The sequence below is a fragment of the Leucobacter iarius genome (assembly GCF_039530105.1).
GTDB lineage: Bacteria > Actinomycetota > Actinomycetes > Actinomycetales > Microbacteriaceae > Leucobacter > Leucobacter iarius.
On record NZ_BAAAOB010000001.1, the window covers coordinates 1877357 to 1889943 of the forward strand.

Here is a 12587-nt window from a genome sequence, read left to right on the forward strand (position 1 = left end):
CATGACCCACACCACGACCACGCTCGAGCACGGCGAGGCGGCCGCGAAGGCCCAGGTGCTCATCGAGTCGCTGCCCTGGCTCAAGAAGTTCCGCGACGCGATCGTCGTCATCAAATTCGGCGGCAACGCCATGGTCGACGACGCGCTCCTGGAGGCCTTCGCCGAGGACGTCGTCTACCTGCGGCACACCGGCATCCGCCCCGTCGTCGTGCACGGCGGCGGCCCGCAGATCAACGCGATGCTGGGCCGGCTCGGCATCGAGAGCGAGTTCCAGGGCGGGTACCGGGTCACCACGCCCGAGGCCATGGAGGTCGTGCGCATGGTCCTCACCGGCAAGGTGAACCCCGAGCTGGTCGACCGCATCAACACGCACGGCCCGCTCGCCGCGGGCACCACGGGCGAGGACGCGGGGCTCTTCATCGGCCGTCGCCGTCCGCCCGTCGAGGTCGACGGTCGCCTGATCGATCTCGGCCACGTCGGCGACGTCGTCGGGGTGCGCCCCGAGTCGGTGCTCGCCGTGCTCGAAGCGGGCATGATCCCCGTCGTCTCCTCGATCGCGCCCGACGAGGAGCGACCCGGCGAGTCCCTGAACGTCAACGCGGATGCCGCGGCCGCGGCGCTCGCCGCGGCGCTCGGCGCCGAGAAGCTCGTGATCCTCACCGACGTGGCCGGGCTCTACGCGAACTGGCCCGATCGCGACTCCCTGGTCTCGACCATCACCACGGACGAGCTCGACGCGCTGCTGCCGTCCCTCGAATCGGGGATGATCCCGAAGATGCGGGCGTGCCTCGACGCCGTGCGCGCGGGTGTGCCGAAGGCCGCCATCATCGACGGCCGCGAGCCGCACTCGGTGCTGCTCGAGATCTTCACGGCGCGGGGCATCGGAACGGAAGTCGTTGCTGGGCCGACCAGGGAATAACGGGGAAACGGTCGCCGCTGCGGCGACGTCCGCCGGGTCCAGGTCCCTCGCGTCCGTCGCGTTCGCGCTGACGGCCGCCGCCGCGCTCGCGGGCGGCGGCATCGCTGCGGTGCTCGCGGTGCGCGGCGGGTTCGGTGCGGGCTCGTCGGTGACCGCACTCGCGACCGTGCTGGCCGTCGTGGCGTTCGCCGGGTTCGGTGCGGCGACGGCGGTGCTCGTCCGCACGGATCTGCGGGAGCGGAGGCTTCCGAACCGCCTGCTCGGGGTGACGGCCGCGCTGTTCGCGATTCCGACCGCCTGCGCGGCCTTGCTGGTCGGGCAGGGGGAACGCGTCGTCGTCGGGCTGCTCGCTGCCGCGACGGGATTCGCTGCGGCCTGGGTCGCCTGGCGCTGCGGTGCCGGATTCGGGGGCGGGGACGCCAAGCTCGTGCCCGTGGCGCTGTTCGCACTGGGGTGGTCCACGGGGGCCGATCGTGCGGTCGACGGGGGACTGGCGGGCGCGTTCGGGCTCGTCGCCGGGTCGGCGATCCTGCTGCTGTTCGCACGGGGGCGGCGCACGGGGCTGCCGTTCGGCCCGGTCCTGCTCGGGGCGGGGTGGTCCGGCATCGCACTGGTGGCGTTTGGCTGAACAGCGGCCTCCGGATTCGCCGAATCGGCGTGGACTCCCTCCCCGTGCCGGGGCGCGCTCGATACACTCGTGCCGTGCACGGCTCGCGGATCCGCTCAGACCTCGCCCGCTGCAGGGCTGCCCTCTTCGATCTGGACGGGGTGCTCACCCCGACGGTGGATCTGCACCGTCGCGCCTGGGCCGAGACGTTCGACCGGTTCTTCGCGCTGCGCGGCGAGGAGCCGTATGCCGAGTCGGAGTATTTCGCGTCGCTCGACGGGCGGCCCCGGTTCGACGGCGTCGCGACGCTGCTGGCGGCGCGGGGGATCGAGCTGCCCTGGGGCGAGCCGGACGACGGCGCCGGGGACGACGAAGGCGCGGATGCGCGGGCCGCGGCGACGGTGACGGAGCTCGGCAACCGCAAGAATCGCATGTTCGCGGAGATCCTCCGGCGCGACGGCATCCGGCCCTATGCGGGTTCGCTCCGGCTGCTCGATGCGCTGGCGGCGACCCCGGGCCCGGATGGTTCGCCGATTCCGCTGGGCGTGGTGTCCAGTTCGCGCAACGCGGCGGAGGTGCTGCGGGCGGCCGGGATCGCCGATCGCTTCCGCGTGGTGGTGGACGGCACGGTGGCGGCGCGGGACGGCCTGCCCGGGAAGCCGGATCCGGCCACGTTCCTCGCTGCGTCCGAGGCGCTCGGCATTCGACCGGGGGAGACCGCCGTGTTCGAGGACGCCGAGTCCGGCGTCGCGGCCGCCGTGGCGGGGGAGTTCGGACTCGTCGTGGGCGTGGATCGAGGCGCCGGCGCTGACGCGCTGCGCGCTTCGGGTGCCGAAGTCGTGATCGCCGACCTGGAGGAGCTGCTCTCATGATCCCGTTCGCATCCGGTGCTCCGTTCGCTGATCGTGCGGATCCTCCGTTCGAGAATCCCGTCGAGGGGCTGCACCGGGACTTCGGCGACGATCCGTGGCGTCTCACGATCCCGGGGCTCGACCCCGAGACGGCCGCGATCGACGAGACGCTCTTCGCGCTCGGCAACGGCTACCTCGGCATGCGCGGCAACCACGAGGAGGGGTTGCCGCTCGGGAGCCACGGCACTTTCGTGAACGGCGTGCACGAGACCTGGCAGATCCAGCACGCCGAGTCGGCCTACGGCTTCGCGGAGCAGGGGCAGACCATCGTGAACGTGCCCGATGCGAAGACGATCCGCATCTACGTCGACGATGAGCGTCTGAACCTCGAGACGTCCGAGATCCTTGAGGTGCACCGTACCCTCGATCTGCGTGCCGGCACCCTCTCGCGGACCCTGCTCTGGCTGACGCCCACGGGCAAGCGCGTGCGGGTGGAGTCCCGCCGGATGGTGTCGTTCGCATCCCGCCACCTCGCCACCCTCGAGATGCGTGTGACGGTGCTCGACGCGGACGCCGACCTCACCATTTCGAGCCTCCTCATCAACCGCCAGGACCTCGGCCGCGTGCGCAGCGAACAGCCGGGGGCGCCGAAGGGCATCGGGCGACCGGGCGATCCCGCCCGTGCAGTGGATGAGCCCGTCGATCCGAGGCAGGCCGAGGTGTTCGAGGAACGCGTGCTCGATCGCGGTCCGGTGCTCGCCGATCCCGAGCGGCCCGATCGGAGCGTGCTGAGCTTCCGGGTCCACCACTCGGGCATGGCCGTCGCGGTGGGCGCGGACCACGACTTCGACTCCGGTGCCCGGGCCGGCGAGGACGGCGCGGACGACGACTGGAGCTGCCGGGTGGAGGTGGCACCGGATCGGATCCGGCACATCTTCCAGGGCACCGCCCAGGCCGGACGTCCGGTGCGCCTCACCAAGACGGCGGTCTACCACTCCTCACGCACGGCGACCTGCGACGAACTGATCGACCGCTGCGTGCAGTCGCTCCACCGCGCCGCGGTCGATCCTCTCGAGCAGCGCTGGATCGAGCAGCGCGACTTCTTGGACGCGTTCTGGGAGCGCAGCGACGTGCGGGTGGACGCCGAACCGGGCGTGCAGCAGGCGATCCGATGGAACCTGTTCCAGCTCGCCCAGGCAGCCGCTCGTGCCGACGGGCGGGGGATCGCGGCCAAGGGGCTCACCGGCTCCGGCTACAGCGGGCACTCCTTCTGGGACAGCGAGATCTACGCGCTCCCGTTCCTGACCTACACGTCTCCGCTCTGGGCCCGCAATGCGCTGCGCTTCCGCCTGCGGATGCTTCCGCACGCCCGTTCCCGTGCCGCGCAGCTGAACGAGGACGGGGCGCTCTTCCCCTGGCGCACCATCAACGGGGAGGAAGCGAGCGCCTACTACGCCGCGGGCACCGCGCAGTACCACATCGACGCCGACATCACCTATGCGCTCGCGCGCTATGTGGCGGCGAGCGGCGACCTCGAGTTCATGGTCTCCGGTGCCAGCGAGATCCCGATCGAGACGGCGCGCATGTGGCGCAGTCTGGGGTTCTGGCGCAGCGACCCCGACGGCTCGCGCCGCTTCCATATCCACGGTGTGACCGGCCCCGACGAGTACACGACGGTGGTCAACGACAACCTGTTCACCAACGTCATGGCGCGCTTCAACCTCCGCTACGGAGCCGAGGTCGCGAGGCGCCTCGCGGGTGAGGCCCCGGCCGAGTACCGGGCCCTCGCCGAGCGGCTCGGGCTGCGGGCCGAGGAGATCGAAGCGTGGGAGGCCGCCGCCGATGGCATGGCGGTGCCGTTCTCCGCCGAGTTCGGCGTGCATCCCCAGGACGCGCACTTCCTGGAACGCGAGGTGTGGGATCTGGCGGCCACGCCGCCCGAGCAGAAGCCGCTGCTGCTGCACTTCCACCCGCTCGTGATCTACCGCTTCCAGGTGCTCAAGCAGGCCGACGTGGTGCTCGCGATGCTGCTCGCCAGCGGCGACTTCAGCGCTGCCGAGAAGCGCGCCAACTTCGAGTACTACGACGCGCTCACCACCGGGGACTCCACCCTCTCGGCCGTGGTGCAATCGGTGATCGCTGCCGAGGTCGGCTACCGCGAGCTCGCGTACCGCTACTTCGACCACGCGCTGCGCGTCGATCTCGACGACTTGCATCGCAACGCCGAGGACGGGGTCCACGTCGCCTCCGCGGGCGGTGTCTGGCTCGCGCTGGTGCAGGGCTTCGCCGGTATGCGCGACGCCGGCCGGGAACTGTCCTTCGATCCGAGGCTGCCCGATCACTGGGGCGGTATGGAGTTCGTGCTCGCGTGGCGCGGTAGCTCGCTCGCCGTGCGGCTCGATGTCGACGCGATCCGATTCGAGATCCTGCGCGGCACCCGTCCGGTGCCGCTGCGGGTCCGCGGTGCGGAGATGCTCATCGAGCCGGGAGCGGGGGAGACGCGCGTCCCGCTCGACGGGCAGGGACCCGACCTCGGCGCGTTTCGCGGCCTCTCCGCCGGGATCCTGCCGCGCGAGGGCGAGAGCGGCGTGATCCCGACGCTGACGACCGAGATCCCGGTGATCGGCACCGACATCCCGACGCGCGGTTCGCGCGACGAACATCAATAGTGGTCCCGGGCGGAGGAGACGCCTCCGGAGGAGCCGCGAGCTGGTTCTGAACATGGGGGAAATCGTGTCCGCCAGTGGGTCTGCCGAGCGCGGTTTCCACAGGGGAACGAGCGCGAACGGCAGAGTCCTCGCTTCGAAGCTCGATGTGGGCGGTGAGGCGGTGAAGTTCATCGCGATCGAGTGAACGCTCGTACATCGAAAGCGCGCTCTTTTCCTGTACGCGCGTTCACTCGACGGTGCCGGACTGCAGGGCGGCGCGCCGGCAGGCCAGCGCAGGCCGGCGCACCGGCCCGACGGGTACGCCGGAGCGAGCCCGGCACCGCGCCGAGAGCCCGCGGCGCGCAGCCGGCACCCGTCGCTCGGGCATAGGATGGAGGGCATCGGAACGGTCGAGGAAAGGCGGACGTCGTGACGTATGTGATCGCGCTCCCGTGCGTGGACGTGAAGGATCGCGCGTGCGTGGACGAATGCCCCGTCGACTGCATCTACGAGGGCGAGCGTTCGCTCTACATCCACCCCGACGAGTGCGTCGACTGCGGCGCCTGCGAGCCCGTCTGCCCCGTCGAGGCGATCTACTACGAGGACGACCTGCCCGAGGTCTGGGCCGACTACTACAAGGCCAACGTCGAGTTCTTCGACGAGATCGGCTCGCCCGGCGGTGCGGCCAAGGTCGGGGCCTACGACTTCGACCACCCCATCATCGCGGCGCTGCCGGCGCAGGGATCCTGACGCGATGCGCGGCCCGCTTCCCGATTACCCCTGGGACGCGATGGCGCCCTACGCCGAGCGCGCGGCAGCGCATCCCGGCGGCGCCCTCGACCTCTCGGTCGGATCGCCCGTCGATCCGACGCCGGCCGCGGTGCGCGACGCGCTCGCCGCGGCGACCGACGCTCATGCGTACCCCGCGACCGCGGGCAGCCCGAAACTGCGGGAGGCGATCGCCGACTGGTTCGCGCGGCGCCGCGGCGTGACCGTCGCCCCGTCGGCCGTGTTGCCGACCGTCGGGTCGAAGGAACTGGTCGCCCTGCTGCCCTTCCTGCTCGGCATCGGCGCGGGGGAGGCCGTCGTGTTCCCGCGCATCGCCTACCCGAGCTACGCCATGGGGGCCGCGCTCGTCGGCGCCGACGCGATCGCCGCCGACGATCCCGCGGACTGGCCTGAGCACACCCGTCTCGTCTGGGTGAACTCGCCCGGCAACCCCGACGGAGCGGTGCAGGACGTCGACCGGCTGCGCGCCGCGGTCGAGCGGGCGCGCGAGCTGGGCGCGGTGATCGCCGGAGACGAGTGCTACGCCGAGTTCGGCTGGGACGCTCCGTGGGATACCGAGCGCATCCCCTCGATCCTCGACCCGCGGGTCGTGGGCGACGATCATCGCGACGTGCTGAGCGTCTACTCGCTCAGCAAGCAGTCGAACCTCGCCGGGTACCGCGCGGCGTTCCTCGCGGGCGATCCCGAGCTCGTGCAGCGCCTCCTGACCGTGCGCAAGCACGCGGGCCTGATGCTGCCGGCCCCCGTCCAGGCGGCCATGGTCGCGGCGCTCGGCGACGAGGCGCACGTGATCGAGCAGCGGGAGCGCTACATCGCGCGCCGTGCCGTGCTGCGCCCCGCCATCGAGGCGGCCGGGTTCCGGATCGAGCGCAGCGAGGCCGGACTCTACCTCTGGGCGACGCGCGACGAGGACGCCTGGGACTCGGTCGCGGCACTCGCCGAGCTGGGGCTCATCGTCGGGCCGGGGCACTTCTACGGCGCCCACTCCCCGCAGCACGTCCGCTTCGCGCTCACCGCGAGCGATGCGGCGATCGCCGAGGCCGCGAAGCGGCTCTCGGGCGCTGCGAACGACGCCCGAGCGGTCTGACCGCCGGTGCGCGAGCCGAATCGACATTTCGCTCGACGTCAAGATACTCTGCTGGGAGGGCACCTCGGGTCCGCGCTCCCACCGAACCGGATAGGGTGGAGGGGAACGCACTGCACCCAGCCCGTTCCGCTTCACTGACGACCTCACAAGGAGACGACGTGACCGATACGAACTCCGGCTCGAACGCTGCCGCGACCGCGAAGCTCACGCTGCCCTCGGGAGGAACGGCGGAACTGCCGCTCGTCCCCGCGGTCGACGGGCATCCGGCCATCGACGTGAGCACGCTCACGCGCCAGACCGGCCACACCGCGCTCGACTACGGGTTCGTCAACACGGCGTCCACCAAGTCCGAGATCACCTACATCGACGGCGATCAGGGGATCCTGCGCTACCGCGGCTACCCGATCGAGGAGCTCGCGCAGAAGTCGAGCTTCCTCGAGGTCGCCTACCTGCTGATCTACGGCGAGCTCCCCACCGAGACCGAGCTCGAGGCCTTCACCGACAACATCCGTCGGCACACCCTCCTGCACGAGGACATGCGCTACTACTTCGAAGCGGTGCCGCACACCGCGCACCCCATGGCGGTGCTCTCGGGCGGCCTGCAGACCATGTCCACCTACTACGAGAGCTCGCTCGACACCACGGTGCCCGAGTTCGTCGAGGTGAACACCATCCGTCTGCTCGCGAAGCTCCCCGTGCTCGCGGCCTACGCGCACAAGAAGACCATCGGCCAGGCGTTCCTGTACCCGAAGAACGAGCTCGGCTTCGTCGAGAACTTCCTGCGGCTGAACTTCGGCAATAAGGCCGAGCCGTACATCATGAACCCGGTGCTCGTCGACGCGCTCGACAAGCTCCTCATCCTGCACGCGGATCACGAGCAGAACGCTTCGACCTCGACCGTGCGCCTCGTCGGCTCCACCGGTGCCAACATGTTCTCCTCGGTCTCGGCCGGCATCAACGCGCTCTCGGGCCCGCTGCACGGCGGCGCGAACGAGGCCGTGCTCGACATGCTCGCCCAGATCCGCGACTCCGGCCAGAGCGTGCAGACCTTCGTCGAGAAGGTCAAGCGCAAGGAGGACGGCGTGAAGCTCATGGGCTTCGGGCACCGCGTCTACAAGAACTACGATCCTCGCGCCCGCATCGTGAAGGAGAGCGCGGGTCGCGTGCTCGCCGAACTGGGTGTCAACGATCCGCTGCTCGGCCTCGCGCAGGAGCTCGAGCAGATCGCGCTCGAGGACGACTACTTCAAGGAGCGCAAGCTCTACCCGAACGTCGACTTCTACACCGGCGTGATTTACAAGGCCATGGGCTTCCCGACGCGCATGTTCACCGTGCTGTTCGCCATCGGCCGCCTGCCCGGCTGGATCGCGCAGTGGCGCGAGGCGCGACTCGATCCGCAGACCAAGATCGGTCGCCCGCAGCAGCTCTACACGGGGTCGCCCGAGCGTCACCTCGACCGCTAGCCGGTGCCGGGCGTGCGCATCGTCGTCTCGGGGACGCACGCGAGCGGCAAGAGCACGCTGATCTCGGACTTCGCGAGCGCGCATCCCGAGTACGCGGTGCTCGGCGACCCGTTCGACGAGCTGCTCGACGAGTTCGAGGACGCGGGGCCGGCGAGCTTCGCGGCTCAGCTCCGGGTCTCCGCGTCGCGTCTGCGGCACGCGTCGGGGGCGAAGCTCATCGCGGAGCGCGGGCCCCTCGACTTCGTGGCCTACCTGCTGGCCTGGAGCGAGCTCGGTCGCGGCGGCATCGGATCCGAGGCCGTCGCCTCGGCCGCGCGGATCGCCGCCGACGCGATGGAGACGGTCGATCTGCTGATCCTGCTACCGGCCGCGGGCATCTGTGTGCCCGAGGACGAGGATCCCGAGCTGCGCGCGGCGATGCAGGATCAGCTCTTCGAGCTCTGCGACGACCCCGAGCTGGTCGGCGCGGCGCGGGTCGTGGAGCTCGCCGGAGACCCGGTGACCCGGCTCGAGCGGCTCGAGGAGCTCGTCGCGGGTTGAGCGTTGCTCGCTTCAGAAGGAGATTCGGCCACAGAAGGACGGGATCGCGAGGATCCTCCTTCTGAGGCCGAATCTCCTTCTGAAGCCGAATGACCGCGGGCGCGCAGAACGTCGAGTGAGAACCAACCCCTACGCGTGCAGCGCCGCGTTCAGCTCGATGCCGGTGCCCTCGCGCGGCAGCGCCTCGACGGCGCCCGTGCGGGAGTTGCGACGGAACAAGAGCTTCGCGACGCCGGAGAGCTCGACGGCCTTGACCTCGACCGGTTCGCCCTGGGAATCGACGGTGCCCTTGGGGAGCGCGACCTTGGTGCCCGCGGTCACGTAGAGGCCGGCCTCGACGACGCTGTCGTCGCCGATGGAGATGCCGATGCCGGAGTTCGCGCCGAGCAGGGCGCGCTCGCCGATGCTGATGCGCTCGGTGCCGCCGCCCGAGAGGGTGCCCATGATGGATGCGCCGCCGCCGATGTCGGATCCTTCGCCCACGACGACGCCCTGCGAGATGCGCCCTTCGACCATCGAGGTGCCGAGCGTGCCGGCGTTGAAGTTGACGAAGCCCTCGTGCATGACGGTGGTGCCCGGCGCGAGGTGGGCGCCGAGGCGCACGCGCGACGTGTCGGCGATGCGCACGCCCGCGGGCACGACGTAGTCGGTGAGGCGGGGGAACTTGTCGATGCCGACGGCGCTGAGGCCGGCGCGGCGGAGGGCAGGCAGCTTGGCCGCGTAGCGCTCGGGCTGCATGGGCCCTGCGGGGGTCCAGGCGTTGTTCGGGAGCGCGCCGAAGATTCCGTCGAGCGAGATCGTGTTGGGCTGCACGAGGCAGTGGGAGAGGAGGTGCAGGCGCAGGTAGGCGTCCTCGGTGGAGGACGGTGCGGCGTCGAGATCGATCTCGAGCTGCACGATGCGCAGCTCCACCTCGCGGAGCTCGTCGCGTCCCTCGAGCGCCTCGAGCTCGGCCGGTGCGATCCAGGGGTCGCGGGATTCGGGACGGGCGCCGAGCTGCGGCGCGGGGAACCAGGCGTCGAGTACGGTGCCGTCGAACGCGACGGTGGCGAGGCCCACGGCCCAGGCTGCACGGGAAGTCGTCATGTGACCAGGGTAGCGAAGCCGGAGGGTCGGCACGGCGTAGGCTGGATCGGGTGAGTGATATCGCCCTCGATCCCAGCCTCGGTTCCGTCGATCTGACCCGTCAGCTCTGCAACATCTTCTCCGTGTCGGGGGAGGAGCGCGCGATCGCGGACGCGGTCGAGGCCGTGCTCGCCGAACGCGCGCCGCACCTGACCGTGACGCGCGACGGCGACACCGTCATCGCGCGCACCGAGCTCGGCCGGGAGCGTCGCGTGGCGATCGCCGGGCACCTGGACACGGTGCCGGTGAACGGGAACCTGCCGGTGCGCGACGAGCGCGACCCCGAGACCGGCGAGGCGGTGATCTGGGGGCGCGGAACGGTCGACATGAAGGCCGGCGTCGCCGTGCAGCTCGTGCTCGCGGTCGAGCTGGACGATCCCGCGGTCGACCTGACCTGGATCTGGTACGACCACGAGGAGGTCTCGTCGGATCTGAACGGCCTGGGGCGCGCGCTGCGCAACCGCCCGGAGCTGTTCGCCGCGGACTTCGCGATCCTGGGCGAGCCCTCGAACGGCACGATCGAGGGCGGCTGCAACGGCACCATGCGGGCCCTCGTGACGTACGCGGGTAAGCGTGCGCACTCCGCGCGCAGCTGGATGGGCGTGAACGCGATCCACCGCGCCGGAGCGGCGCTGGAGCGTCTGAGCGCGTTCGAGGCCGAGCGCGTGCTCGTCGACGGTCTCGAGTACCGCGAGGGGCTCAACGCGGTGCGGATCTCGGGCGGGGTCGCGGGGAACGTGATCCCGGATCGCTGCGAGATCGAGGTCAACTACCGGTTCGCGCCGAGCAAGGATCTCGCCGAAGCCGAGGGCGTGATCCGCGAGTTCTTCGCCGACGCGGACACGGTGGAGATCGTGGATCGGGCGCCCGGCGCTCGTCCGGGACTGGATGCGCCGCTCGCGCAGCAGTTCGTCGAGGCGGTCGGGGCGCCGCCCGTCGCGAAGCTCGGGTGGACCGACGTCTCCCGTTTCTCGGGGCTCGGAATCCCCGCGGTGAATTTCGGCCCGGGGAATCCGCTGCTGGCGCACGCGGACGATGAGCGGGTCCCGATCGCGCAGATCGAGGCGACGGAGCGGGCGCTGCGCAATTGGTTGAATCGTTGAGTATGACAATCCGATTTCCTTTTGGCATCGGTGCTCCGCGATAATAGAAGCGTAGGGGGAAATCCCTTTTCCACTCACTCGCAGAGGAGGCGTCATGGCGGCAATGAAACCGAGGACCGGAGACGGGCCGATGGAAGCGGTGCGCGAGAGCCGCGTCATCGTGGTCCGTGTCCCGCTCGAAGGCGGTGGCCGCCTGGTGGTCTCGGTCAACGACACCGAGGCCGCAGAGCTGCGCGACGTGCTCAGCTCCGTGCTCGACGGCTGAGCGCCCCACGGACACCGGAACGGCCCCGGCGAATCATCTGATTCGCCGGGGCCGTTCTTCGTTCTCGGGATCGCTCAGCCGTCGAGGCGGGTGAGCGTCAGCAGGCCGTCGCCCGCGGGGGTGAGGACCGGTACGATCGCCGCCGATTCGGCGACGGTCGCGAGCAGGTCGCGCAGCACGTGCGTGGCCTCGTCCCGCGCCGCGGGATCGGTGACCCGGCCGCGCGAGAACGCGCCGGGGATCACGACCGTGCCGCCGGCGCGCACGATGGTCAGGGCGTGCTCCAGATACTCGAGCAGGCGCTCGGGCTCCGCGTCGATGAGCACGAGGTCGTAGGCGCCCAGATTGAGGCGGGGCAGCACCTGGGCCGCGTCGCCCTCGATGAGGCGCAGCCGGGCCGCGGCGATGCCGGCGCCGGCGAACGCGGCTCGGGCCTGGCGCAGGTGCTCGGACTCGATCTCGATCGAGGTGAGGGTCGCCTCGGGGACGTGGCGCAGCAGCGCGAGGCCGCTGACTCCGACGCCGGTGCCGATCTCGCAGATCGCGCGGGCGCCGCTCATGACCGCGAGGCCCGAGAGCTGCGCCGCGACGGCGCGGCTGACCGGCTCGATGCCGAGCTCGAGCGACAGGCGGCGTGCCCGGACCTGCGCATCGGTCTCGGTCGGGTACTGCTCCGCATACTGCCAATTGCGTTCGAGACGGCTCACCATTCCTCCAGCTTCGTTCGGGCTCGGGGCCCTGCTGTCAAGAGTAGGGCCGCGAGGCCCGAGAACTGCGCGAACACGCGGCTGAGCACAGTACGATGGGTGGTTATGGGCCTGACGATCGAAAAGATCCTGGTGATTCTCGTGATCGCCATGTTCGTGCTCGGTCCCGAGCGCCTGCCTGGCTACGCGAAGAAGCTCGGCGAGCTCACCCGCGGGGTCAAGCGCATGGCCGACGGTGCGAAGGATCGGCTGCGCGAGGAGATGGGTCCGGAGTACGACGACGTCGACTGGAAGCAGCTCGATCCGCGTCAGTACGACCCCCGTCGCATCATCCGCGATGCCCTGCTGGAGGACGAGCGCGAAGCGCGCGCCGAGATCCGTCGCTCGCAGACCGAGGCCGCGCGCACGCCGCGCGTCGGTGAACTGAATCCCGACGGAACGGCGGTCGGCTTCCACTTCGACGACGAAGCCACCTAGGCCGTC

The 12587-nt window shown here is 70.6% G+C and carries 13 protein-coding genes; 11 read left to right on the forward strand and 2 right to left on the reverse strand.

The window, feature by feature from the left end; genetic code table 11:
• The first annotated feature begins 1 nt into the window (after position 1).
• The 8 genes from argB (at position 2) to ABD169_RS08515 (ending at position 8904) form a co-directional block, all read left to right on the forward strand.
• Positions 2 to 919 carry an acetylglutamate kinase gene (argB, locus tag ABD169_RS08480; protein ID WP_344031374.1) on the forward strand — a complete coding sequence of 306 codons (918 nt, stop codon included), beginning with the start codon at positions 2 to 4 and terminating at the stop codon, positions 917 to 919.
• Positions 897 to 1547: a prepilin peptidase gene (locus ABD169_RS08485; protein ID WP_344031376.1), complete on the forward strand. Its 651-nt coding sequence runs from the start codon at positions 897 to 899 to the stop codon at positions 1545 to 1547. Before argB ends, ABD169_RS08485 begins: the two co-directional genes overlap by 23 nt.
• Before the next feature lie 74 nt (positions 1548 to 1621).
• A complete protein-coding gene (locus ABD169_RS08490; protein ID WP_344031378.1) occupies positions 1622 to 2398 on the forward strand; it encodes an HAD family hydrolase in 777 nt (258 codons plus the stop codon).
• Positions 2395 to 5046 (forward strand): glycoside hydrolase family 65 protein, encoded by a 2652-nt coding sequence (locus tag ABD169_RS08495; RefSeq protein WP_344031380.1) that lies wholly within the window; start codon positions 2395 to 2397, stop codon positions 5044 to 5046. Before ABD169_RS08490 ends, ABD169_RS08495 begins: the two co-directional genes overlap by 4 nt.
• 408 nt (positions 5047 to 5454) lie before the next feature.
• On the forward strand, positions 5455 to 5775 hold the full coding sequence (gene fdxA / locus ABD169_RS08500) for a ferredoxin (RefSeq protein WP_046455896.1): 321 nt from the start codon (positions 5455 to 5457) through the stop codon (positions 5773 to 5775).
• A 4-nt stretch (positions 5776 to 5779) separates the two neighbouring features.
• Entirely contained in the window at positions 5780 to 6901 is a 1122-nt protein-coding gene (dapC, locus tag ABD169_RS08505; RefSeq protein ID WP_344031382.1) for a succinyldiaminopimelate transaminase, read from the forward strand.
• A 158-nt stretch (positions 6902 to 7059) separates the two neighbouring features.
• Entirely contained in the window at positions 7060 to 8364 is a 1305-nt protein-coding gene (locus ABD169_RS08510; protein ID WP_344031384.1) for a citrate synthase, read from the forward strand.
• 12 nt (positions 8365 to 8376) lie between these two features.
• On the forward strand, positions 8377 to 8904 hold the full coding sequence (locus ABD169_RS08515; RefSeq protein ID WP_344031386.1) for an AAA family ATPase: 528 nt from the start codon (positions 8377 to 8379) through the stop codon (positions 8902 to 8904).
• Positions 8905 to 9033: 129 nt separating this feature from the next.
• On the opposite strand, the gene dapD is transcribed toward ABD169_RS08515, so the two are convergent.
• The gene (gene dapD, locus ABD169_RS08520; RefSeq protein WP_344031388.1) at positions 9034 to 9990 is read right to left on the reverse strand and encodes a 2,3,4,5-tetrahydropyridine-2,6-dicarboxylate N-succinyltransferase; all 957 of its coding nucleotides are present in this window, start codon (positions 9988 to 9990) and stop codon (positions 9034 to 9036) included.
• 59 nt (positions 9991 to 10049) lie between these two features.
• Between dapD and dapE the strand changes: the two genes are divergently transcribed.
• The gene (gene dapE / locus ABD169_RS08525; protein WP_344031660.1) at positions 10050 to 11132 is read left to right on the forward strand and encodes a succinyl-diaminopimelate desuccinylase; all 1083 of its coding nucleotides are present in this window, start codon (positions 10050 to 10052) and stop codon (positions 11130 to 11132) included.
• Between the two features lie 94 nt (positions 11133 to 11226).
• Complete coding sequence (locus ABD169_RS08530) at positions 11227 to 11397, forward strand: DUF3117 domain-containing protein (RefSeq protein WP_084821140.1); 171 nt, start codon at positions 11227 to 11229, stop codon at positions 11395 to 11397.
• Between the two features lie 74 nt (positions 11398 to 11471).
• Here ABD169_RS08530 and ABD169_RS08535 read toward each other — a convergent pair whose 3' ends face one another.
• Positions 11472 to 12104 (reverse strand): O-methyltransferase, encoded by a 633-nt coding sequence (locus tag ABD169_RS08535; RefSeq protein WP_199068572.1) that lies wholly within the window; start codon positions 12102 to 12104, stop codon positions 11472 to 11474.
• A gap of 105 nt (positions 12105 to 12209) precedes the next feature.
• On the opposite strand from ABD169_RS08535, the gene ABD169_RS08540 reads away from it, so the two are divergent.
• The gene (locus ABD169_RS08540; protein WP_344031391.1) at positions 12210 to 12581 is read left to right on the forward strand and encodes a twin-arginine translocase TatA/TatE family subunit; all 372 of its coding nucleotides are present in this window, start codon (positions 12210 to 12212) and stop codon (positions 12579 to 12581) included.
• Positions 12582 to 12587 lie beyond the last annotated feature (6 nt).